Origin of the sequence: Paraburkholderia sp. GAS42, from assembly GCF_050436565.1 — a bacterium.
GTDB lineage: Bacteria > Pseudomonadota > Gammaproteobacteria > Burkholderiales > Burkholderiaceae > Paraburkholderia.
Window position 1 is genome coordinate 30,847 of the sequence record NZ_JBNDML010000015.1, and the last position, 23,827, is coordinate 54,673.

Sequence of the window (23,827 nt, forward strand, 5' to 3'; positions counted from 1 at the left end):
GATCAATGCCGCTCCCGGTCGGTCGCGGGGGCCCGATTGCACCCGATTACGGCCGAGGACGCCCGCTGGCGGAGCGAGGGATGCGATGGGACTCAAATTCGGGACCCGTCACTTCACGCCCCTGAAGACCGACGAGAGCGTGAAGGACAAGACGTTGCTGCTTACGACGATTCTTGCCGACGCGATCAACCTCGGACTGACCAAGATGGCCGAGGCATGTCCCGGTACCACCTATGCGAAACTGTCGTGGCTGCAGGCGTGGCACATCCGGGACGAAACCTATTCGCAGGCCCTGGCCGAGCTGGTCAACGCGCAGTTCACCCATCCGTTTGCGGCCCACTGGGGTGATGGCAGCACCTCGTCCTCGGACGGTCAACGCTTCAGGGCCGGCGGGGGCGCCGAAAGCACCGGGCACGTGAACCCGAAGTACGGCGCCGAGCCTGGCAGGATGTTCTACACACACATCTCCGACCAGTACGCGCCGTTTTACCCGATCTCGTCAACGTCGGCGTGCGCGATTCAACCTATGTGCTCGATGGATTGCTGCATCACGAGTCGGATCTGCGCATCAAGGAACATTACCCCGACACCAACGGCTTCGAGGATCACGTCTTTGCGCTGATGCATCTGCTCGGGTTCCAGTTCGCGCCTCGCATTCGCAATCTGGACGACATGAAACTGTACGTGCCCGGCAGCGTGAAGGATTATCCCGCACTAACGCCGATGATCGGCGACGGCTACAGCGAGAAGCATATCCGGCGGAACTGGGATGAGGTGTTGCGCCTGGCAACGTCGATGCGGCAAGGCACCGTCAACGCCTCGCTGATGTTGCGCAAGCTGGGTAGCTACCCCCGGCAGAATGGCCTTGCTGTCGCCTTGCGCGAAATTGGTCGCATCGAGCGTACCTTGTTCATCCTGGACTGCCTGCAAAACGTCGAACTGCGCCGTCGCGTGCATGCCGGGCTAAACAAGGGCGAGGCTCGCAACGCGCTTGCCCGGTCGGTCTTCTTCTATCGCCTTGGGGAGATCCGCGACCGCAGTTTTGAGTCGCAGCGCTACCGCGCCAGTGGACTGAATCTGGTCACCGCTGCAATCGTGCTGTGGAACACCGTCTACCTGGAGCGGGCCGTCCAGGCGATGCAGACCCGCAGCATGCAGCGCGACGCCGGGCTATTGCCATATCTTTCGCCTCTTGGCTGGGAACATTTCAATCTGACGGGCGATTACGTATGGCGGCAAAACCAGAACCTTCAGGCGGGAAGATTCAGGCCACTGCGACCACTTCCTGAAGCGTAAATCACCGGTTTTTGAGCGCTCTCCGACGTGACCTCATTTCACTTCTTCGTGCTCCGGTCGCGTCGATCATCCCTGCCGGAACGGTCGGATTTGCGGCATCACAAAGCCTGACAATTCCTGTCTTTTTCAAGATGGGTTGTCGAGTTAAGTGCCGATGGGATATTCCGCAGACGATAGCTAGGGGCGCTCTTGAGTCCAGAAACCAGCCATGCACCTGCTTGCGCGAAACGCGCCACGCACCGGCACTACCCTCCCGGCATGCCGCAGACCGCCAGTTCCGCCCTGGCCGATGTGTTCGCCTTCAAGGGCGAGCGGGCCAACCCCAACCAGTAAATCGGGAGAACCGCTTGAAACCTTCGACGGCTTTTTTCGACGCGACCGCGCGCGCGGGCGTCAACATCCACCAGTTCTACAGCCTCGACATCCGGGCGCTCCCCGATGCGGCGCTGGCGGACGTCTATGCGTTCGACGGTGCGCGCGGCATCGGTGAGCCGACGAAGTACACGATCCAGTTCACCCATCCCCGGCATGACCTGTCACGCAGCGAGTTGCTGAACCGGATCGCGGCCTTCGTGATCCAGCCGCCGCCGCGCGACCGCTGGAGCCAGCCGGAACCCGCGCACCGCGTGCAGGGCGTGATTACCGGTTTCGCTCTGCTTGCCAGCAACCGCGACGAGTCCATCTACGAGATCGTGCTGGAATCGCGTCTGGCGCTGTTGCGCAACGCGCCGAAATGCCGGTTCTTCCTGGATATGACCATCCCCGAGATCATCGAGCAGATCCTGCGGGAACACGACTTCAACCAGGTTTTCGCCGGCTTCGAGTTCAGGCTGCACCGGACCTATCGCAAGCGTGGCTTCGTGATGCAGTGGGGCGAGGACGACCTTGCCTTCACCACGCGGCTGTGCCGTCGTTCGGGCATCTGGTTCGTGTGCGAGACGGGGGAGCATTGCGAGCGGGTGCGCTTTGGCGACGACTATACGCACTACCGCCGCGATCCCGGCCTGGCGGTCGCGTACCGGTCGCTCAGCGGACTGGAAACCAGCGGCGTTGAGTCCGTGCAGACGCTTGAAATGCGCGCGACGACCTTGCCGACGAACTACACGGTGCGTACGTTCAGCAAGGAGAACCGGACATCCAAACCGATCGATGCGGCCAGTCCGATCCATGAGGACCGCACCACGTACGGCGAGACGTATACGTGGGGGACGCCCGACCTGAGCGAGGCGGAGGCGAAGGAAGAAGCGCAGCTCCGGCGCGAAGTGGCGCTGGCCGAACAGGTGCAGTATCACGGCACCTGCAACATGCTGGATCTGACGCCCGGCAGCGTGCTGAAGCTGTCGAACCGGGACTTGCCCGATGCTAAATACGGGCTGCTCGCGGTGCGGGTGACGTGCAGCGCCTCGCGCAAGAAAGGTTACACGGTCGAATTCGATGCGATTCCGTCCGACCGGCTGTACCGGTTGCCGTTGCTTGAACATACGTGGCCCAAAATCCAGGGGGTCATCACGGGCACTATTGCCTCGCCCGGCGGGTACAAAGACCCGTATCTGGACCTGCAGGGCTGCTACATCGTGCATCTCCACACGGACAAGGACGCGCGTAAGCCGGGGCTGGAAAGCTGTCCGATGCGGCTGGCCAAGCCGTTCGCGGGCGCGGGCCAGACCGGTTTCCACTTCGGCCTGGTCGAGGGCACGGTCGTGACCGTGGGCTTCCTGTGGGGGAATCCCGATCTGCCGTTTATCAGCCAGGTCCTGCACACGGCGCAGGATACCGACCCGATCATTGCTGGCGCGCCGTGGGGCACGCGCAACACGCTGCGCACGCGATCGAACAACACGCTGGAGATGGACGACCGGAACGGCAAGGAGCGCATCAAGCTTGCCACCGAGCACGGCAAGACGCAGCTCAACCTGGGCCACACGGTTGACCGTAATCACAAAGATAGGGGGAAGGGCTTCGAGCTGCGCACGGACAATCAGGGGAACGTGCGCGCGGGCGGCGGCCTGCACCTGACGGCCTATGCGCAGCCAAACGCGCAGGGCGAGCAATCCGACACGCAGCCGGCGACCGGGCAGTTCAATCTGTCGCAGGCGCAGATCCAGGAGCTGGTGGAGGCTGCGCGTACCGCCAAGGCCGAAATCGCGGACCTGAAGGCGGAAAACCAGTGGCTGAAGGAAAAATTCAACGGCTTGAACGAGTCCGTCATGGCGCTGTCCGCGCCGGCCGGCATCGGCGTGGCGACGCCAGAGCGTCTGATGGTGTCGACCGGCAAGGACATGAGCGTGGCGAGCTCGGCGGGATTCAACGTCAATGTCCTGCGCACCATCGCGCTGGCCGCGAAGGGGGCGATCTCGCTGTTCGCGCACAGCCTGGATCTCAAGCTGCCAGGACGGGGCAAGGTACTGATCCAGGCATTGGCCGGCGAGGTGAGCATCGCGTCGAAGGGCGATACGCTCATTCGCAGCACGGAAGGGCGTGTCGTGATCGACGCGGAGAAGGAAATCCTGCTGCGCTGCGGTGGTTCGTACTACCGGATCACCAACTGCAATATCACGCACGCCACGCAGGGCGACTACATCGAGAAGGCTGTGTCGTGGAGCAAGGACGCCCCGGATGGCACGATCACCAAGGCGGCCCTGCCGTGGGTGAACGACATTGGCGACCTGCAACAGCATGGTTCGAAATTCTCCGGCTGATCTTCTGGATTCCTGACATCCCTTCGACATGAGCAACCCATCGACTCCGCATCAAGAGCCGGCGCAGCCAGCTGGCCCCGCCTCCCTCAAGTGGTGCTATCCGTTTCCGGACAGGAACGGGAAGGAAATCACGGACCCGCAGGACGTCTATAGCGCGCTTGCGCGCATGGAGGACGGTTTTTTTCCGCTGGGCGTGAACGGTTTTCCGCACGGCGGCGTGCATTTTGGCGAGGGCTCGACCAGCCTGCTGGACCAGTCCGGGGGGGCGCGCAGCATCGCGAACGGCGAGATCGTCGCCTACAGGATCGACGAGGCCTATCCTCAACTGCACTTTACGCAGAACGGCCGGTGGGCGATGTATTCCACCGGCTTCGTGCTGATGCGTCACCGGATGACGTTGCCGCCGGCGCCGGGCAGCACGGGGCCGCAGCCGTCTGACGAGACGCTGACGTTCTACAGCCTGTACATGCACCTGGCTGATTGGGCGACGTATCTGTCGAACGACACGCTCAAGCGGCCCGGCTGGTGGCTCGGCGTGGAGGCCTATCGCATCCAGGGCAAGGACCAGCAGAACGGCGGCGGTTCGCAGGGCGCGCTGGTGCGCACTGCCCCGAAGGCCGGCTCGCATGGCCGTTTCACGGCCGGCGAGCCGGTGGGTTTTTTGCCGGAAGCCAGCGAGGTCACGATTGGCGAGCGGCGTGGCGAGTGGGGACATATCAAGGAGATTCGCGCCGGCGGCATGCTCAGCCCGACGAGCGGCGCATTATTCGGGTCGGACGATCTTAGTGCGCCGTGGGTGCGGCCCGATGACGACCGGGCCGAGCTCGCAACCCTCACGACGGAGGGCGACTGGGGCTGGATCAATCTGCACGACAACGAATGTCTCACCGAGCCGAACCCGCTGGGCACGACCGTCACGCGTCCCCAGATGGAGCGGATTCCGGTGTCGGCCGGCACGCTGCTCGGGCAGATCGGCGAATATCACGACTATGAGCGCTCGACCCCGTTGCCGCCCGTCGCGAAGCGGCAATTGCTGCATCTCGAAGTGTTCGCGGGAAACGAGTTCAAGGCGTTCCTGGAGAAAAGCCGCGCCCGGGCCGCGCAGTTGCCCGCCGACCAGTACCAGCGCACGATGCTGCTGATCCAGCCGGGCGCGAAGCTTGTGAAGGAGGCGTTTGCGCCGAACCTGAAGCTGGGTGACGCGTCGCATCCGCTGGCCGAACTGAAGCCGACTGCCGACAGTCCGGGCGATGGCCCGTGGGTGAAGGTGCAGCCGATGCGAAAAGAGGACATATTCACCCTGCCTGACGGTGCGCCCGTGTGGGTCGAGCGGAAGCAGGCGGACCAGTTCAAGTCCCCCAGCAATCTGCCGGCTTGGAGCGTGTTTCCGTTGCAGGTGAAGTTCGCGGCCACCCCGGTCGACGGGCAGGCCTTGGCGTTTCCGCGCGCGCATCTTGACGGACAGAAGGCCGAGAGCCGGGCCGTGGACGACAAGGGCACGCACTGGTGGCGGGTCCTGATCGGCAAGGCCGAGGGCGGATCTGACTGGGGTTGGGTATGCGAAAAGGCGCATCCGGGCACGGTGTGGGAAAGCCCGTGGGCGTGGCCCGGTTTCGAGATCGTGGACGCGACTTGCATCCAGTTGACCGATGCATTCCGGCGCAACCTGTCGGTGACCGGCTCGGCGGACTGGAAGGAACAGAAGGAGTTCGAGCCGTCGACGCAGGTGGTGAACGGCAGCGAGCTGCTGAAGCGGCTGGAACAGACGGTCTCGCGTCTGCCGGTGCCGTACGGCCACAAGAAGCCGGAGCCAGGCCCGGATGGCCGCGATGTGGTGACGGCGCGCAAGCTACAGCAGGCGTTGAATACGCGCTGGCTGGCCAGCGAGCTGGGCCACGTGATTCTGCAATCCGAGAGCGAATGGGGTGGCAACATGACGCGGTGGGAAGCGATCTCGCCGCTGATGCGCAACGCGCGCGAGAATTGGACGTGCGAATTGCAGCGGATCAAAAAGCTTCAGTGGTGGGACGAGGTGAAGGGCAAGGTTGAGGGTTTTCCGGCCAGCCCGGTCGTGCATCACATCCATCCGGTCGCGCTGGTGGGGAATTTCGCGCACAAACAACATATCGATATCGAAAAGTTCATTGCGCTTTACAAAGCTGCACATTCCAATGATTTTGGTTGGTACGACAAAGAGCATGGTCCGAAAAGCAGCCTTCCGCCTTTGTCGGAGCAGTCGGAAGCAAATTTGAGAACGCTGATGACGTGGATTGACGAACTATATATCTCCACGGCGGAAAATTTAAATATCGGCTATGTGGCATATATGCTAGCCACGGCACGTGTGGAATCGTACGATTTTCATAAGGGGATATTCTTCGGACCAGTTTCTGAAGGAATATCTTACGCGGACGCCGAAGCGAATTATGGATGTGGGGCGACGGCAAGCAAGGCGCACAAGGATAGGGCTATTGTCAATGAAAACACAGAGATTGGGGATGGTTACAAATATAGGGGTCGTGGGCTGGTGCAAATCACTTTCAAAAAGAGGTATAGGGTATTTTCACCAATAACGGGTTCTGATTTGGTGAAAAATCCAGATGACGCACTTGTTTGGTCGCATGCTGTCAATATTATGGTGCATGGCATGCTAAATGGAAAGTTCTCTGGATTTAAGCTATCGGATTTCATCTCTGACAGTCAGCGCGACTATTTGGGAGCAAGGAGAATTATCAATGGGACTGATAAAAATGATATTTTTGCGGAATATGCAAAAAAATTCGAGGCCTTGCTAAAGGAGTGTTCGTGATTAAGAAGATGCTTTGTGTTTTTGCTATATTCTGGTCTACGACATCTTTCTCTTCTGTAGATTGCGGGGGCAATGATGGGAAGTGCGCTTTGCAGCTTACACCTGCCGGCGCGCTCATCGAGGGGGCAACCGGCAAAGTACTGGTCCAAGGGATTGGGAATCAGGGGATGCTTGCCGATGTGTCGCTCTTGAAATTTAATGGTCAGTATGTGCTTGTGCGAGAAAGCTCGACAAACGACAAGTCGACATTGATTGTTCCATTAAAAATGCTGAACAACTCTTGGGTGTACGATTCGGCATATGAATTTTCGGTCTCTCTAATTAACTCATCTGACGATGTTGGTATGCGTTGGTCTGGTGTGAAGGCGAAAATTGCGAATCATATAATTGATAGCGGTGTCTGGGATCGAGCTTATGCCGAAACCGGAAAAATTGCTGCCAAAAATGAGCGGCTATCGAAGTGGCCATCACCGTGGATCGACATTTCTATCAGTGAAGCGAATCACAAACGTGAAAGTGAACGCTGCTTTGTTCCACTCGCTAGCAAAGATAGTCTGCTTCCTGTTGATTCGATTGCCTGCGGTGCATCTGGCAGCGAGTTAGCAGATGGGAATTATAATTTCTCTGGAGTTGTTGGGGCCCGGGCGTATATAGATATGAATTTAAATGTAAAAAATAATCATATAAATGGAAGGTATTTCTACATAAAAGAAAGGAAAGACATTTCCATTGATGGTCATGTAGACGGAAATGGCCGTGTGCAGATTAAAGAATATGGTGGACCGGATGGTGGATTGACTGGTGTGTTTAATGGTTCTGTTGGTAAGGTGGGCATTACTGGAACATGGACGTCAGCTATGAAAGCGCGAAATTTGCCATTTATTCTTGTTCCGCAGGGATTTCCAGATTGAACTGGGTATGAAGTAAGGAGACAACCGCAATTGAACACGACTCCCCCGGACCGGCACGGTGAAGCGCGGCCGCTTTTTTTCGCAGACCGACGCGTTCGAGCTGGCCCGCCCCGGCCGTAATGGCGGGCTGGGCGCGGCTGGCCATGAAACCGACGCCGGGTCGGCCGTGACCTGCTACCTGTCGCCGGTCCATGCGGTGATCGAGGCGTCGCGCCGGAAGCTGTTCGGGAGACCTTCGAGGTGGCGCATGCCGGCCTGGTCGACCAGAAGGTGTTTCGCACGGCGAGCGGACCGGGGCTGATCGCGGAGATGCATCTGGCGTGGCCAGCGCGCGAGGGCCGGATCGTGGTGCTGCCGGGTGACCAGTTCGCGACGGTATCGCGGGTGATGCACCACGGGTCCACCACGGGCGCGCCCCTAGACGCGTTCGAGGTAGATGAAATCGTGCTCGGACTGGTCGACCAGCCCCACGAACGCGCGGACCTGTAAGCCTGGCGCGAGGCGCACGGCGACGTGCTGGGCTGGGAGACCGGACGGTGGCCCGGATGATGCTGCGTGCGTTTGATACGATGGAATTCGTCTATTGCAGCGAGGCCAGCCTGGCCGGGCGCCGGGAAGCGGCGCTCTTCGATCCCGAATTCGGGCAGTGGCATTTCGTGCCGCTTGATGGGTCATACCGATGGACTGGCAGGGTGAGGCAACCACACACAGGGGGTCAGGATGCGATACGACATTTGCCACGGCGACACCACCACGGGCGGCGGCCGGGTGATTGCGACCACGCAGCATGACACGATCAGGGGGCGGGCCGTGGCCTATGAGCACGACCCCGTATGGTGCCCGAAATGCCACACAACGGGCCGGATCGTGTGTGTCGGGAAGCGCCCGCCGAGCCGGGGGCCGGGCGGGCGGGAACAGGCGCTGAGCGACGACTGGTGTCTGTGCAAGTGTGATCCGCCACCGCGGCTGATCGCGTTGCAGCGCGAATCGTTCACGCACTGAGCGCGGCTGCCGGACGGGCCGAACCGGGAGAGAACGCAGCGAGTCCTCTCTCGGGGACAAGCCCGGTAAGGTGGCCTTGTCCCCAAGCGTGCGCGTCAGATGACTGACGCCTTCGCCGCAAGATACCCGAGGCCGTCGCCTGCTTAACGTGCTAATGAGATGATCGCCCCACCCGGCCGGGGCGCTCAGCTGCTCGCGCCTGAGCGGCATAACCATCGCGCGATGGCAGCCTTTTCTCAGTCCTCGTCGGTGGGACGCGGCGTGAGCATCAGCGCGAGGCACGCCACGCCGATTCCCGCGACGATGACACCGTTGCGCGTCACACTGTCCTGATCGAACAGCAATCCGTGGATCGCGGCCGCAATGCCGCCCAGCACGACGAATACAGCAATTGTCGCAAACACGATCCGGCGTTCTGCCCGCACCATGATGTCCTCCTGCCCGGCCTCGCGGAACCGCCGTACACCGTCAGGGAAAACCTGTGCCGACGAAGTGGCATCCCGCTTGATACAGGTTAGCCGTTTCGCGTGCCGGCGCCACGCGCGTTTCCCCCACTCGCGCTCAGGACGCCGGCTGCTCCTGACGCACCAGCAGCACAGGGCACGTCGAGAATCGCACAAAGCGCTCGGCGACGCTGCCGATCACCAACCGCCGGATGCCACGGCGGCCATGGGTGCCGAGTACGACGAGATCGGCGGCAATACGCTCTGCCGTGCGCTGCAGGCAACTGGCGATGTCCTCGGAAAGGCCATCGGTTTCAACAATCTCCGCAACGCCCGCAACGTCATGCTGAGCCATCAGCGTGCGGGCCTCGGCGAGGACCTGCTCGCCATCGGCGCGTATCGCTCTCGTCAACGCGAGCGGGTCGTACGCACCGGGATACGCAAACGAATGCGAGCTATCCACCACATAGGCCGCCGTGAGCTGGCCGTGCGCGAGCGACGCCATGCGAATGGCTTCGCTCAATGCGCGCTTCGAAGACTCGCTGCCGTCTACCGCTACCAGGATATGTTGATACATGATGGTCTCCCCACCGCGGGCTAAAGGATAGGAAACAGCACGCGACGACGCGCGGGCACCGGCACGGGCGTGTTGCCGCGCTATCGTGGCCACTGGTCGAGCTGCCGCTCCGCGGCGTCGAACGCCGAGCGCAAGGCGACGTTCGGATCCTCATTCGAGCAATGCTCGACGGGAACCAGATCGTTGGTGTGGGTGATCAGATCGAGGCGCGCGTCGTACACACAATGCCCCGACCGGACGCCGATCGCCTCGATCGCAAGATGACACCCGGAGATCTCCTTGCCGAACCGTTCGAGGCGGACGAACTGCGCGCCCGCCTCGCCTTCGATCTGCGTCGTCCCGGCAAATCCCAGATACACAATCTGCATGCCGACTCCCATAGGTCACCTCACACGAAATACGCTGCTTCAAATGACCTGATTCCTTCCGCTCCACGACAGAAAACAGGCTGCGACGACAACAACGGTTCTTCATCGGGCTTGCCCCGGTGAACGCGGCCTCGAGCGCCAGAAAGCCGTCGTCCGTTGGCCCCCATGCGACGGATCGCAACTGGAACCCATGCGGTCATGATCGGTGCTTTACCGCGTCGAGCCTTGACCTGCATCAAGCGCGCGAAATCTGCCGCTGAACGGGGGGAAGCTGTACCTGGCGGGCGATGGCGCGATTCGCGACCCGGAGACCGGCTACGTCACGATCACCGGCCGGATCGACGACGTGCTGAACGTGTCAGGCCTCCGGATGGGCACCATGGAGGATTTGCGCTGACACCCTGGCTGCTGAACATGATCAATGCCGGCTGGTTCACCGGAAAATCGATGAGGATGGAGCAGCGTGAATCCGGAAGCCGGGCGGCCGCCCCCCGTCTATCCAGGCAATTTCGCCGCGAGTACGTCCACTTTTTCGATGACAGGTGATTGCGACAGGAGATCGGGAGCTTGCGCCATCAGCGCCGCGGCGACGCGTCCGGCGAGGTGCGCCTGCCGCCCCTCCTCGTCGGGAAATGCGTCGAAGATGCCAAACGTCGACGGTCCCAGCCGTAGCCCAAACCACGCGACCGTTCCCGGCTCTTCCTGAACGATCGGCAGACCAGAACGAAGAAAGCTCTCGACAGCGGCTTCCTTGCCCGGCTTTGCCTCGAGGCGAACGAACAACGCTACATTGACCATTTCCCACCTCCACGCTGAGTGTGAAGTTAAGGCTACTCCGTTTCTGAACGCGGGCAAGCCGGCGTCGCAGCCCTCTTGCTACAACCCCAATCGCTGTCCGCCGTTCCGGTTCCGCCGCGCCAAACACGTAAAATAGCGCCCGGTTCACCGCATCCGAGCAGAGACACTCATGAAACGCAAAATGCCCGCGCTGAACGCGCTCAAAGCCTTCGAAGTCGCTGGCCGCACGGGCAGCTTCACGCGCGCCGCCGGGCTGTTGAATGTCACGCAAAGTGCCGTGAGCCGGCAGGTCCGGCAACTGGAAGCGCAGCTTGGCGAGACGCTGTTGCAGCGCCATCATCACCACCTCGAACTGTCCGCCGCCGGTCGTATCCTGCTACAGGCATTGCAGCAATCGTTCGACCGTATAGAACTGACAGTGCGCAGTCTTCAGGAAAAGACCCATCGCAACCGGCTGCGCATCAATGCGCCGCCCACGTTCACGAGCCGCTGGCTGATGCCGCGTCTGGGTCGTCTGCGCGACGCGCATCCGCACCTCGAATTGAGCCTGTCGACGCGGGTCGACGACAATCTCGCCGAATCGGGCGTCCTTGACTGCGCGATCCGCTTCGGCAACGGTGAGTGGGAAGGTTTCGACAACCGCCTGTTGATGAACGAACGTCACGTCGCGGTGTGCGCGCCGACGCTGCTGGCGCGCCAGACGGGACGCACGGCGATCGATCTGAATCAGTTCACGCTGTTGCACGTGCTGGCGAGCGCCGATCAGCGGTATCTGACCTGGCAACACTGGCTGAAGGCTGCCGGCATCGACAACGTCGATACGCGCGGCGGCTACGAATTCGATCTGCTCGATCACGCGATTCGCGCGGCAGTCGACGGCCTCGGCGTGACGATTGCCGATCGTCACATGATCGGGCGCGAACTGGCGGAAGGCCAGTTGGTGCAGGTGCTGAATGTGCACGTCGACGGCCACCAGTCCTACTGGCTCGTGACGCGCGCGGAGCAGGACGACCTGCCCCACGTCGCGCTGTTTCGCGACTGGCTGCAACAGGAAATCTGGCTGACGGAACGCGCGCTCGATTCGTCGGAATCGGCGCCGCTAAGCGACGCGCCCTGATTCAGACTGCGCTATGAATGTGCGCCGATGCGATGCCTCCGGCGCAAAAAAACCGCGCCGATAGCATCGCATCCGCGCGGTTTCCAGCTTACCTGACGGCTATGCCCTGATCATCAGGCCGCGGCAGCCAGTTCCTTTACATCGATTTTAAGAAACGCCTCTGCCTGCGCGTCTTCGAGAATCATCGCGGCGCCCTTCTCCGCCACCATCATCGTCGGCGCATTGATATTGCCGGATGTGATGTTCGGGAAGATCGACGCATCGACCACGCGCAGGCCGCGGATACCGTGCACCCGCAAACGTGCGTCCACCACCGACGTGCGCGGATCGTCGCCCATCGCGCACGAGCCGCACAGGTGATAGATCGAACCGGACTGCTCGCGGAAGTATTGCAGGAAGCCTTCGCGTGTATTCACCTGCGGTCCTGGCGAGATTTCCTCGACCGTGATCGCCTTCAGCGCGGGCGCGGCCATGACCTTGCGCACCAGTTCGCAACCCTGGATTACATCGTCGATGTCCTTGTCGGTTGTCAGCGCGTTGATCCGGATTTTCGCGGCATCTTCAACCCGGTTGGACGCGATCTCGATCGATCCACGGCTGGTCGGTCTGCACGGATTGAACGCCAGCAGGAAGCCCGAATACGGCTCGGGTTCAAGGCTCGCCTTGTTGCTCTTCGGAATCCGGTACGACAGCGGATTGAAGTAAAGCTGCAGGTTCGGCTGCGCTTCCCGATCGTTGCCCTTGAAGAATCCGCCCGACTGGTTCACGCTCATCGCGAGCGGCCCTTTACGTGTCAGCAGATACTGCAAACCAAGTTTCAGCTTGCCGAGCAACGGACGCATTTCGTCATTGAGCGTCTTGATGTTCGCGCGATAGTAGAAGCTCACGCACAAATGGTCCTGCAGGTTCTGGCCGACCGCGGGCAGGTCGTTGACCAGCGCGATGCGATGCTTCGCAAGCAATGCGCCATCGCCAACGCCTGAGAGTTGCAGCAGCTTCGGCGAATCGACCGCGCCCGCAGACAGGATCACCTCACGATTCGCCATAAACTGACGCGTGCTGCCATTCTGCGTGACCATCACGCCGATCGCGCGCTGGTTGCCGTCGAACAGTACGCGACTCGCCAGCACGTCACGCTCTACGGTCAGATTCCTGCGCGTCAGCACCGGGTGCAGATACTCGAAGCTGCTCGATGAGCGCTGACCGTTGCGCGTATTCACGTCGTAGATGCCGGCGCCTTCGAACTGTGCGCCGTTGAAATCGTCGCTACGCCTGTAGCCGGCCTGGTCGCAGCCGTTCAGAAACACGTGGCAAATCGGATGCACCGCGTCTTTCATCGGCGAAATGCGGATCGGGCCGTCGGCACCGTGATATTCGGTGTTGCCGAGCGGATGCGATTCGAGCCTGCGGAAATACGGCAGCACGTCGCGGAACGCCCAGCCCTTGTTGCCCGCTGCCGCCCAGTCGTCGAAATCGTGCGGCTGGCCGCGCACGTAGATCATCGCGTTGATCGAGCCGGAGCCGCCCTGCACCTTGCCGCGTGGGCAATAGATCGGCCGGTTGTCGAGTTCCTTCTCGGGCTCGCTGTAGTACATCCAGTTGTAGGTTTCGTTGTAGTACGTCTTTGTGAAACCGACTGGGATCCTGAACCAGAACGAGTCGTCCTTGCCGCCCGCTTCGAGCAGCAGCACCGAATATTGGCCGGACGCCGACAGGCGATTGGCGAGAATGCAGCCCGCCGAACCCGCGCCGACGATGATGTAATCGTAGTTCATGCTCTATGTCGCCCGACGGCGCTCAATCCAGTGAATGCGAAAATCGAATTTCAACCCTTGGCCGGCGCGAGGTCTTTCACGTCGGCGGGCCGGGCAGCCATTTGCAGATGCAGACGCTCGCCGGTGTACGGCGTGTGCTGGCGCACCACGTCCATGTTCAGTTCGACACCAAGACCCGGCTCTTGCGACGGAATGATGTAGCCGTCTTCCCATTGAATCGGCTTCATCAACACCGCCGAATGGAAGCCATCCCACGTGCCGATGCTCTCCTGGATCAGGAAGTTCGGCGTGCAGGCGGCCAGCTGAATACTCGCGGCAGCACCAATCGGGCCGTTGTACAGATGCGGGGCGATCTGCGCGTAGTACACCTCGGCGAGTGCCGCGACCTTCTTCGCTTCGAGCAGACCGCCGACGCGCGCTACGTTCAGTTGCAGAATCGACGCAGCGCCTGCTTCGAGCAGTTTGAAGAATTCGTACTTCGTGGTCAGGCGCTCGCCGGCGGCGACTGGAATGCTGGTGTGCTGCGCGACTTGCGCCATCGCGCCTTCCTGCCCCGGCGGCACCGGCTCTTCGAACCACAGCGGATCGTATTTTTCGAGCCGCTTCGCGAGCCGGATCGCGGACGACGGCACCATCTGCCCATGCGTGCCGAACAGCAGATCGGCCTTGCTGCCGACCGCTTCGCGCACCTTGCGGCAGAACGTTTCGCAACGGTCCAGCACTTCGAGCGACAGCTGATGCCCCGAGTACGCCGTGTACGGACCCGCCGGATCGAACTTCACCGCGGTGAAGCCGCGCCTGACGTTCTCAGCGGCGCATTCGGCGGCGAGATCAGGATCGTCGTAGTCGTACTCGCCGCGGCTGTTCTCTGGATACAGATACGTGTATGAGCGCAGGCGCGAATTCACCATGCCACCGAGCAGTTCATACACCGGCTTGTTCGCCGCTTTACCGATGATGTCCCAGCACGCCATTTCCAGCCCGCTGACCACGCCCATCATCGTCAGATCGGGACGTTGCGTGAAACCGCTCGAATACGCTTCGCGCCAGAACCGCTCGATGTGGTGCGGATCCTTATCCAGCAGATAGCGGCTGAATACATCGTCGATGATGTGCGTCATCGCCTTCGGATGGAACGTCGCCGAATAGATTTCACCGACGCCTTCGATGCCGCAATCGGTCTTCAGCTTGACGAAGATCCAGTACATGCCGCCGAGATGCGGTGGCGGAACGGCAACGATATGCGTTTCGAGCGAGACAACTTTCATTTACGCACCCTCTTTCCTGTTAAGCATGTTGCGCAGCGCGAGGCCGGCGAAGCCGCCGAGCGCCGCCATTCCAGCCACATAACCGAAGTACAGCTGGTAACCAAAGACGCCCGGAAAATTCTGCGTCAGATAGCCGTTGATCAGCGGCAGGAACACGTCCGGCGAATAGCCGAGCACCGAGATGAGGCCGATCGCGAGACCCATCGTTTCAACCGGGATGTTGCAGCGATCGAGCAGCGACCAGTACAGGCCGCGAATCGCGTAAGTCAGAATGCCGATGAACAGCACGAGGAACACCAGCAGCACGTGGCTGGAAATACGCGGCGCCGCCATCAGTCCGAGCAGCGACAACGCGGCGAGGAACAGCGCGATAACCAGCACCGAGACCTTCGAGTAACGGTCGCCGAGAAAGCCGCCGCCGATACCGCCGACAGGCCGCATCCACAGCTTGAGCGTGGTGATCGTGCCGGCCATCACCACAGTGAGACCGATCTCGCCTTCGTGCAGATAGGCGGAAAAGCTGTAGGTCGCCCAGAACACCTGATAGCCGCAGAACACAATCGCGGCAACCAGCCACAACTCGGGAATCGTCGCGAGCGTTTTCAGATCGACCAGCACGTTGTTGCGTTTGCGTGCGGTGCGACTGGCGGCAGCGTCGCTAGCGCCTTGCGGATCCTTGACCAGCGCGAGCACGACGCCGAGCGCGATGCAAAGAAACGCATACATGTAGACCACCAGCTTGAAGCCGGCTGCGACCGGCTCGCCCTTCGTTTGTGTGAACCAGGCGAACAGCGTGATCGCGATCGTTGCGAGCATCGCTTCGATCAGACCGCGCCCGCCGTCGAGCAAACCGAAAAAGCGGCCCTGCTCACGCGTACCGGCGATCATCGCCACGCGCTTGATGACGGCGGCCCAGAACGTCAGGCCGGTCGTCAGCCCCCAGCCGCCGAAGATCACCATCAACACATCGAACGACGGTGCGGTCGAATACCAGAGACCCAGCACACCGGTGGCGATCAGTGAAAAACAGATCAGCAGACGCGGTGCGATACGATCCGCGAGCCAGCCGCTCGGCAGGTAACTCAGCAGAAAAATCGTGCCCAGCGACGAATACAGGTAGCCGAGCTGGCTATCGGTGATGTGGAACACTTCCAGCATCGTCGGCTGATAGACCTGCCGCAGATAGAGAATCGGATAGATGGCGCCCGCGGCGAGCACCAGCAGCATCAGCTGCACATAGCGTTGGGATGCGCTGTCTTGCAGCGCGGCGGGGTCGCCTGAGGCGAGCGATGCAGCGGTTCGAACGGGTTGAGATGACACTTGAGCGCTCCTGAGAGACACGCAACGCCGATGTTCCGGTGTGCCGGGTCTCCAATATGTTTTGTTATGGATGCAGCGTGCTTGCACGTTCTGCAGGCTTAAGGAAGGCGCGCGCCGCCGATAAAGGTTTGCGACGCGGGCCGGTGCTGCTTCAGTACTTCATGACCACGAGGCGGGTCTGCGTGAATTCGAGCATGCCGTGCTTGCCGTCGTCGCCGCCGAGGCCGGAACGCTTCCAGCCCGCGTGGAACCCCTGATACGGATCGGCCGGCGTGCGGTTCACGTACAACTCGCCCGCTTCGATGCCGTTGGCGATCTTCATCGCGCTCCGGTAGTTCTCGGTGTAGAGCACCGACGACAAGCCGAACTGATGGTCGTTGGCCATTTCCAGCGCTTCGTCGAGCGTGCGGTATCTGACGACCGGCATGATCGGACCGAAGGTTTCTTCCTGGATGATCTCCATGTCCTGCCGGCAGTTCGACAGCAACGTAGGCGGATAGAAGAAACCCTTTCCTTGCGGCACCTTGCCGCCGGTTTCGACCGTGGCGCCCGCAGCAACAGCGCGTTCGACCATCGCGTGAATCGACTGGCGCGACGCTTCGTTGACAAGCGGCCCCATCAGCGTCGGCTGCTCGCTGCGATCACCCGTCTCCACGGCGCTCATGTGCTTCTTCAGCAATGCGACGAAACGGTCATGCACGCTCTCCTGCACGTAGACACGTTCGATCGCCGTGCAAAGCTGGCCGCAATGGGTAGTTTTGGATGCAACCAGATCGCGCGCCGCCTTCTCCAGGTCGGCATCCGCCTCGATGATCGCGGGCGTCTTGCCGCCCAGTTCCAGCGAAGGCTTCGCGATATTCGCCTTGCAGTATTCGAGCACCTTGCGGCCTGCGCCGACGCTGCCCGTCAGCGTGATCATGCCGACCGCCGGATGGGTGCAGAGCGCTTCGGCGGTTGCATGATTCATCGCGAGAATGTTCACGACGCCAGCCGGCAATCCGGCCTTCTCTACCGCCTTCGCGATTTCGAACGCGGAGGTCGGTGTGTTGTTGCTCGGACGGACAACCACCGTATTACCGGCAATCAGCGCAGGCGCAACCTTGCGCATGAACGTATAGACCGGGTAGTTGAACGGAATCAGGCACGCGACGACGCCGATCGGCTCGCGATGCAGCACCAGGTTTTCGTCGGGCGTATCGCTCGGAATCACTTCGCCTTCGATGCGGCGCGCCCATTCGGCGTGATAGCGGGTGATCTGGCCGGCGTAGATTGCTTCGTTCGTGGCGTCGGCGAGGCTCTTGCCCGACTCCAGCGCGAGCGCCGCGCCGATAGCGGGTGCGCATTCGGTCAGCGCGTCGGCGAGCTTGTGCAGGTAGACCGCGCGCTCCGCCGACGGCAGTTTGCGCCAGCCTTTTTGTGCTGCTGCGGCAACGTCGACCGCTGCGACGGCTTCGGCTTGTGTGGCGCCGGTTACGTGGGCGATCAGCGCTTCGGTGGCCGGGTTGTAGACGGCGATGAGCTCGTCACCCGCCGGTTCGATAAACCGGCCGTTAGCAAAATTGCGATCGAGTCTCATGGTTGTCTCCTGACAGGCGTGGTGCGAAAAAACGCGTTAGCCGCATTGCCGTCGGCTATGAACTTCATGCCGATGGTGCATGGACGGAATTTTTCTCCCCGCGACACATCGCCACAAGCGAATAATTTGCGGGACAAACATTCGAAAAAATCACGTTTATCCAGGGAACAGCCTCATTCGCGTTTGTCGCGCCGAATAGCAGAATCCGGGCTTTGCCAAAAAGTCGTGGCCTCAAACGGACCTTTGAACCGTGCCGGCCGCGCATGACCAACGTCTGGAACTCCAATGAAAAGAAATGTCATCGCGATCGCAGCGCTCGCCTCGTTGACCGCCACGTCGCCCGCCTTCGCGCAAAACAGCGTCACCCTGTACGGCGTGCTCGATGAAGGCGTCGACTACACGAACAACGCCGGACACGGCGCGGTGTGGGAAATGGCGAGTGGCTACGCACAGGGCAGCCGCTGGGGCCTGAAGGGTTCGGAAGATCTCGGCGGCGGGATGAAGGCGGTGTTCTTGCTGGAAAACGGCTTCAATGTAAGCTCGGGACGGCTCGGCCAGGGCGGCCGCATGTTCGGCCGTCAGGCGTATGTGGGCCTGAGCGATGACAGGTTCGGTTCGGTTACGCTCGGCCGTCAGTACGATTCGGTGGTCGACTATCTCGCGCAGACGACGGCCAACGGCAACTGGGCCGGCTACCTGTTCGCGCACCCTTATGACAACGACAACACCGACAACTCGTTCCGCCTCGGTAACAGCATCAAGTACGCGAGCCCGAACATGGCGGGCTTCCAGTTCGGCGGCGTGTATAGCTTCAGCAACGATACGAACTTCGCGAACAATCGCGCCTACAGCTTCGGCGGTCAGTACGCCAACGGAGGCCTGCTGGTCGCCGCGGCGTACATGCAGGCCGATAACCCGGGCGTGGGCTCGACCGGCGCGATCACGGCGAACGACGCGAGCTTTATCGCGGAACGCATGCGGGTGTTCGGCGGTGGCATCAACTACACATTCGGTCAGGCCACGGCCGGCTTCGCGTACACCAACTCGAACTACAAAAACCCGACCGGCAATGGCTATATCGGCGTTCCGCTCGCCGCGCCGGGCGTCGCACTAAACACGCTGAAATACCAGAACTTCGAAGTGAACGGCAAATACCAGTTCACGCCGGCGTTCTTTGTCGGCGCGCAGTACGTGTACACGATGGAAAACTACGATGCATCCAGCGGTAACGTGAAGCCGAAGATTCACTCGTTCGGCCTGATGGCGGACTACAACCTCTCAAAGCGCACCGACGTCTACGTGCAGGGCGAATATCAGAAGGTCACGGGCGACTCGACAAACTCGATTCTGGACAACGCGTTTATTCCTGGCGTACAGGCGCCGTCGTCGACGGGCAATCAGGTGGCCGTGCGGGTTGCGCTGCGGCACAAGTTCTAGGCGTCATGGGGATTGCGGGCGCGTATATCACGAAAGTGATATGGGACGCGTTCTGCTGCGAAGAGCCGCGTCGAGCCGCCCATTTTCCGTCTATAAACAATAGAGCGCAGTGGCATCACAAGAATACGATCCACTCACCCGCCCTGCGCGGCCCAATATGCTCCCACGTGCTGGAGACCACCATGCGATCCATATTCAAAATCTTGCCTGCCTGGGCAATGGTCGTCGTTGCACTCTGTTTCTCGTCACCCGATGTGCTCGCCCAGACAGCAGCGGACATTGTCGGATCGTGGTCACTGGTCTCGTTGACCGTGTCGAGGAGTGGAAGCGAGATGGAATTGCTGGGCCCCCATCCTGAGGGGCAACTGATATTTGGCAGCGACGGCCACTATGTTCTGGTCGGGGTTCGTGCCGATCTGCCAAAGTTCACATCGGGTAGCCGCCTGTCGGGAACATCCGAGATGAACCAGAAAATCGTCGAGGGTAACGTCGCGCATTTCGGAACTTACACAGTCGACCCTGCCGGACACGTGATTGTTTTTCACATTCAAAGAAGCACATTTCCGAATTGGGACGGCGACGTCCAGCAGCGACCGTTCACGCTGGTAGGCACCCGATTAACCTATGTCACGCCGGGTAGCTTTGGATATGGGTCGGCGAAGGTCGTGTGGGAACGCACAAAGTGACTGAAGCGCAGGCGGACACGCCTGCAATCCGCTATTGGCGCGGAGTCAGATCATTCTCTGTTTCCTCCGCAGGCCGTTTCGTATCATTCGTTTGAGCCTGCCCGTTGCGCGGAACGGGCGCCGCGCATTTCTCCAGCGCGGCCGCCGTCCTTTTCGCAAGCGCGACGGTCTCTTCGCACGCGGCGATATCGCTGAAGATGCGGCAGCCGCCACCTGCATCGATTTTTGCCAATGCTGAGCGTATTTTGGCGAGCCCTGCTTCCGGCGAGCCGTTGTCCGCGATCAGCGCGGCCACGTTGAATACACTCCCGGCAGGTGTCGTCACAAGCTCCGGGCACGCAGGTCTTGCGTGCGCACCCGCTATGAGTAACGTCGCCGCCATTCCGATGGCCCAGCCCCGATGGCGATGTGTCAAACCGGCTAGCGTACTCATCAACGCACCCTCATCAGACGAATGCCGCTGCGACACGTCCGTCGCGTGACGCGGCTTCAAGTGCAACGGTAACGCGCCATGATTCCGCCGAACGTTGCCTGCCGCGCACGCGCCGCCATTTCCCTGCACAGCATCGGTGCGTGCATCTGCGCGATCGGCCTGGTTACATTGTCGCGGGCGGGCGACCCGCGTGATCTGCGGGCTGGGTGTAAATGGCTATCTGGTCGCGTTGCTCACGCGCCATCGCCTAAGCCAGGTCAGGCAGAGGAAGCGCGTCGCGGATCACAGCGCTGAAAGCCTGCTCGACCATCGCAATATCCCGGTCCCGATTGCTCGCGTGGATGCCGCGCAATTGCGGCAACTCGAGCTTGACCGCGTGGCACGCCGGGTAGTCGCGCACGCGCAGCTCTGGCGCGATCGTCGTAAAGAACGCTGTCGTTGGAACATTGAAGCCTGCTGCGACGTGAACGGCGGCCGTGTCGCAGGTCATCACGAAGCGCGCACCTCGAACCAGTGCGAGGAAGTGAGCCGTGTCTCTCGACTCGGGCAGCACGTCGATGTATCGAGCGTGATTCACCGGCCCAAAGCCGAGCACCGGGAGATCGTATCGTTCTATCAGCCGTTCAACGAGATCGGCACGAATGTGTTGGGGAATGCTCCGTACCGGTGTGCTCGCCGTTGAACAAAGCAATACGTAGGGCTGATCCTGCCACTTGCGGGGAACGGCAGGCAGCGATATATCCGCGAGCCACTGGTTCGCCTTCTCTTGAGGCTGAACGCCGGACGCGTCGACGCCAAGCGCACCCAGAAAAAAATCGATCATCGGCAGCGTCGTGAAGTCCGGCCAGAAAAGGTGATTGCCGACATCGATCACGGTTGCCTCATCGGGGAGCTCATGGTGAGAGCACGGCAGCGTGATGATGTTCGACAGCAGGTCGCCTGCCAGGGCATAGAGTTCCTGCACGTATTCCGGTGCGCGGGCTGGCCGGTATAGCGAGAACCGTAGATCCGGGAATGCGCTCTTTATGGCCGAAATCGCCGTGAGCCCGATGATCGAGTCGCCGAGCGTCACGCCCATCCCGTTGAGGACGTGGATGGCGGACGCCGCGCGGTAATCAATCGTGAAAGGACACGCGCTTGCGTTCAGGATTCGCGGGTGATGAGCGGCTGCGCGATATCCTTCAATTTCGTCACCGCCCTCCTCGAGATCATACGAAGCCACGAGAAGCCCGTCCGCGGAAAGGAGAGATCCGGGGTATGTGAGCGCGTCAGCAGGGCTCAATGCAGTCATAACGACTATTCCCGATACGTGTGGCGGCATCCGTTTTACAGCGCGTCCCCGGTCAACCCGGCGCTGCCTGCTGCGCCTGAACGCGTCCCGGCGGTCAGACGCGACTATGCCGATAGAAGACGGAGGGATGCGCACATTGTGCACGGATCACACCGAATCTGCGATGTACTCACGCAGCCACTGATGCGCGGGGTCGCGATGGGAGCGCTCATGCCAGAGCATGGCCATCTCGTAGCGGGGTACATCGACAGGTGGCTCGACGACCCGCAGCACGCTGGTATCGCGGACCAGGCGCGAAGGTACCATCGCCACGAGGTCTGTGCTCGCGAGGACCGACATCATGAACAGGAAGTGCGGAACAGAAAGCACCACCCGACGCGTCAGGCCGGCCTCTGATAGCACTTCATCCGTGATACCGCTAAAGCCCCCGCCATCCGTCGACACGACCACGTGGTCGAGTTCGCAGAATTGCGAAAGCGTGGGTCGCCTTTTCAGGCGCGGGTGACCCGCGCGGCCCGCCAGAACATAGCGCTCCGTAAAAAGCGCCCGGCGACGCAAGCCGGACGGAGCCCCCTCGCTGGTGTGAAAAGCAAGATCAATCTCCCCCTGTTCCGCTTGCCTCGCTATGCGTGACGGAACAAGTTCAAGGACTGCCAGCCGGGCACCCGGCGCAGCCGAACGAAGTCCGATCAGAGCTGGCAGCACGATCGTCGATTCGCCGTAGTCGGCAGCGGCAACACGCCACGTATGACTCGCCTCGGCTGGATCAAAAGGGCTTGCGGGCGACACCGCGCGCTCAAGTGCATCAAGTGCCTGTCGCAAAGGTTCGCGCAACTCATCGGCCCTCGCGGTGGGCCTCATTCCTCGTGGCCCCGGCAGCAACAGAGGGTCTCCGAAAATGTCCCGCAGCCTGGCGAGATGAACGCTTACCGATGGTTGGGAGAAGTTCAGACGCTGTGCCGCACGGGTCACATTGTGTTCCGAAAGGAGGACATCCAGTGTGACCAGCAGGTTGAGGTCCAGTCTTCGAAGATTATTCATGTTAATACCTGCAATATTGGATATTCATTTCCAATATACCTGCTACAGACCTACTCTGCTGTCTTCCAGCAACGGAGGTTTAATCATGAATGTTCTTCTTGTCTACGCTCATCCCGAGCCCAGATCATTGAATGGCTCGCTCAGGGATTTCTCGGTCAAACGGCTTGAGGACGCGGGGCACGTCGTGCAGGTATCAGACCTGTACGCGATGAAGTGGAAAGCATCGCTCGACGCAAACGACAGTCTCGACAGGCAGGCCGATGCGCGCTTCGATGCCGCTCTCGACTCACAGCGTGCGTTCGAGAATGGCCGGCAGAGCAAAGACATCGCGCTCGAACAGGACAAGCTGATGTGGGCGGATGCAGTCATCCTGCAGTTTCCGCTGTGGTGGTTCTCGATGCCGGCGATCCTGAAAGGCTGGGTAGAGCGCGTCTATGCGTATGGCTTCGGGTATGGCGTCGGAGAACACTCCGACGCCCGCTGGGGCGACCGGTATGGCGAAGGCACGCTGGCAGGAAAGCGGGCGATGCTGATCGTCACGGCGGGCGGATGGGAGTCTCATTACGGCCCGCGCGGTATCAATGGTCCAATGGATGATGTGCTCTTTCCCATCCAGCACGGGATTCTGTATTACCCCGGCTTCGACGTCCTGCCACCGTTCGTGATCTATCGGACAGGCCGGATTGATGCAGCAGCCTTTCCAGAGATCTGTGATGCGCTGGGACAACGTCTGGATGACATCGGGAAGACCGCGCCGATACCATTTCGTCCACAGAACGCGGGGGCGTACACCATCCCGGAACTCACGCTGCGGCCTGATATTGCTCCGGACGAGTCCGGCTTCGCTGTGCACATCGCATAGAAGTTGCGCCGTCAACCGCGCCAGCCCGGGAGCCGCAAACCCAGCCCGTAATCTCGCGCGACCGGCGCCCGCGTGTTGATCCGCTCCGTCCCGGGACACTGTTCTGATTGAAGGCAAG

At 61.0% G+C, this 23,827-nt stretch carries 20 protein-coding genes and 1 pseudogene; 10 read left to right on the top strand and 11 right to left on the bottom strand.

Translation table 11 applies throughout. The features are described 5' to 3' along the window. Positions 1–103 precede the first annotated feature (103 nt). The 6 genes and pseudogenes from P3T16_RS21685 to P3T16_RS21710 all read left to right on the top strand — a co-directional run. Positions 104–1,296: pseudogene (locus P3T16_RS21685) on the top strand (Tn3 family transposase); the annotation flags it as partial. 218 nt (positions 1,297–1,514) lie between these two features. Beyond that, positions 1,515–3,995 carry a type VI secretion system Vgr family protein gene (locus P3T16_RS21690; RefSeq protein ID WP_429343797.1) on the top strand — a complete coding sequence of 827 codons (2,481 nt, stop codon included), beginning with the start codon at positions 1,515–1,517 and terminating at the stop codon, positions 3,993–3,995. Between the two features lie 28 nt (positions 3,996–4,023). After that, complete coding sequence (locus P3T16_RS21695; RefSeq protein ID WP_429343798.1) at positions 4,024–6,804, top strand: lytic transglycosylase domain-containing protein; 2,781 nt, start codon at positions 4,024–4,026, stop codon at positions 6,802–6,804. Beyond that, a complete protein-coding gene (locus P3T16_RS21700; protein WP_429343799.1) occupies positions 6,801–7,715 on the top strand; it encodes a hypothetical protein in 915 nt (304 codons plus the stop codon). The genes P3T16_RS21695 and P3T16_RS21700 overlap by 4 nt, the downstream gene beginning before the upstream one ends. Positions 7,716–7,955: 240 nt before the next feature. Then, positions 7,956–8,204 (top strand): hypothetical protein, encoded by a 249-nt coding sequence (locus tag P3T16_RS21705; RefSeq protein WP_429343800.1) that lies wholly within the window; start codon positions 7,956–7,958, stop codon positions 8,202–8,204. A 231-nt stretch (positions 8,205–8,435) separates the two neighbouring features. Next, entirely contained in the window at positions 8,436–8,717 is a 282-nt protein-coding gene (locus P3T16_RS21710; protein ID WP_429343801.1) for a PAAR domain-containing protein, read from the top strand. A 236-nt stretch (positions 8,718–8,953) separates the two neighbouring features. On the opposite strand, the gene P3T16_RS21715 is transcribed toward P3T16_RS21710, so the two are convergent. From P3T16_RS21715 to P3T16_RS21730, 4 genes are all read right to left on the bottom strand, one after another. Beyond that, entirely contained in the window at positions 8,954–9,145 is a 192-nt protein-coding gene (locus P3T16_RS21715) for a DUF2964 family protein (RefSeq protein ID WP_429257477.1), read from the bottom strand. Positions 9,146–9,278: 133 nt separating this feature from the next. Next, positions 9,279–9,737, bottom strand: coding sequence for a universal stress protein (locus tag P3T16_RS21720; protein WP_429343802.1), 459 nt, complete (start codon positions 9,735–9,737; stop codon positions 9,279–9,281). An 80-nt stretch (positions 9,738–9,817) separates the two neighbouring features. Next, positions 9,818–10,105 (bottom strand): hypothetical protein, encoded by a 288-nt coding sequence (locus P3T16_RS21725; protein WP_429343803.1) that lies wholly within the window; start codon positions 10,103–10,105, stop codon positions 9,818–9,820. Between the two features lie 495 nt (positions 10,106–10,600). Further along, positions 10,601–10,903 carry a putative quinol monooxygenase gene (locus P3T16_RS21730; RefSeq protein ID WP_429257475.1) on the bottom strand — a complete coding sequence of 101 codons (303 nt, stop codon included), beginning with the start codon at positions 10,901–10,903 and terminating at the stop codon, positions 10,601–10,603. A gap of 181 nt (positions 10,904–11,084) precedes the next feature. On the opposite strand from P3T16_RS21730, the gene P3T16_RS21735 reads away from it, so the two are divergent. Beyond that, positions 11,085–12,020, top strand: coding sequence for a LysR substrate-binding domain-containing protein (locus tag P3T16_RS21735; protein WP_429343922.1), 936 nt, complete (start codon positions 11,085–11,087; stop codon positions 12,018–12,020). Positions 12,021–12,133: 113 nt separating this feature from the next. Here P3T16_RS21735 and P3T16_RS21740 read toward each other — a convergent pair whose 3' ends face one another. The 4 genes from P3T16_RS21740 to aldA form a co-directional block, all read right to left on the bottom strand. Continuing rightward, entirely contained in the window at positions 12,134–13,795 is a 1,662-nt protein-coding gene (locus P3T16_RS21740) for a GMC family oxidoreductase (RefSeq protein ID WP_429343804.1), read from the bottom strand. Positions 13,796–13,845: 50 nt separating this feature from the next. Next, a complete protein-coding gene (locus P3T16_RS21745; RefSeq protein ID WP_429343805.1) occupies positions 13,846–15,063 on the bottom strand; it encodes a mandelate racemase/muconate lactonizing enzyme family protein in 1,218 nt (405 codons plus the stop codon). After that, entirely contained in the window at positions 15,064–16,383 is a 1,320-nt protein-coding gene (locus P3T16_RS21750) for an MFS transporter (RefSeq protein ID WP_429343806.1), read from the bottom strand. Positions 16,384–16,534: 151 nt separating this feature from the next. Further along, on the bottom strand, positions 16,535–17,959 hold the full coding sequence (gene aldA / locus P3T16_RS21755) for an aldehyde dehydrogenase (RefSeq protein ID WP_429343807.1): 1,425 nt from the start codon (positions 17,957–17,959) through the stop codon (positions 16,535–16,537). Positions 17,960–18,244: 285 nt separating this feature from the next. On the opposite strand from aldA, the gene P3T16_RS21760 reads away from it, so the two are divergent. Next, positions 18,245–19,396, top strand: a complete 1,152-nt coding sequence (locus tag P3T16_RS21760) for a porin (RefSeq protein ID WP_429343808.1) — start codon at positions 18,245–18,247, stop codon at positions 19,394–19,396. A gap of 182 nt (positions 19,397–19,578) precedes the next feature. Beyond that, positions 19,579–20,082, top strand: a complete 504-nt coding sequence (locus P3T16_RS21765; RefSeq protein ID WP_429343809.1) for a lipocalin-like domain-containing protein — start codon at positions 19,579–19,581, stop codon at positions 20,080–20,082. A gap of 31 nt (positions 20,083–20,113) precedes the next feature. On the opposite strand, the gene P3T16_RS21770 is transcribed toward P3T16_RS21765, so the two are convergent. The 3 genes from P3T16_RS21770 to P3T16_RS21780 all read right to left on the bottom strand — a co-directional run bounded on the left by P3T16_RS21770 (position 20,114) and on the right by P3T16_RS21780 (position 22,847). Next, positions 20,114–20,377, bottom strand: a complete 264-nt coding sequence (locus P3T16_RS21770) for a hypothetical protein (RefSeq protein WP_429343810.1) — start codon at positions 20,375–20,377, stop codon at positions 20,114–20,116. Positions 20,378–20,762: 385 nt separating this feature from the next. Further along, entirely contained in the window at positions 20,763–21,806 is a 1,044-nt protein-coding gene (locus tag P3T16_RS21775; RefSeq protein ID WP_429343811.1) for a glycosyltransferase family 9 protein, read from the bottom strand. Positions 21,807–21,953: 147 nt separating this feature from the next. Continuing rightward, entirely contained in the window at positions 21,954–22,847 is an 894-nt protein-coding gene (locus P3T16_RS21780) for a LysR family transcriptional regulator (RefSeq protein ID WP_429343812.1), read from the bottom strand. An 85-nt stretch (positions 22,848–22,932) separates the two neighbouring features. Between P3T16_RS21780 and P3T16_RS21785 the strand changes: the two genes are divergently transcribed. Then, on the top strand, positions 22,933–23,709 hold the full coding sequence (locus P3T16_RS21785) for an NAD(P)H-dependent oxidoreductase (protein WP_429343813.1): 777 nt from the start codon (positions 22,933–22,935) through the stop codon (positions 23,707–23,709). The last annotated feature ends 118 nt before the right edge of the window (positions 23,710–23,827 follow it).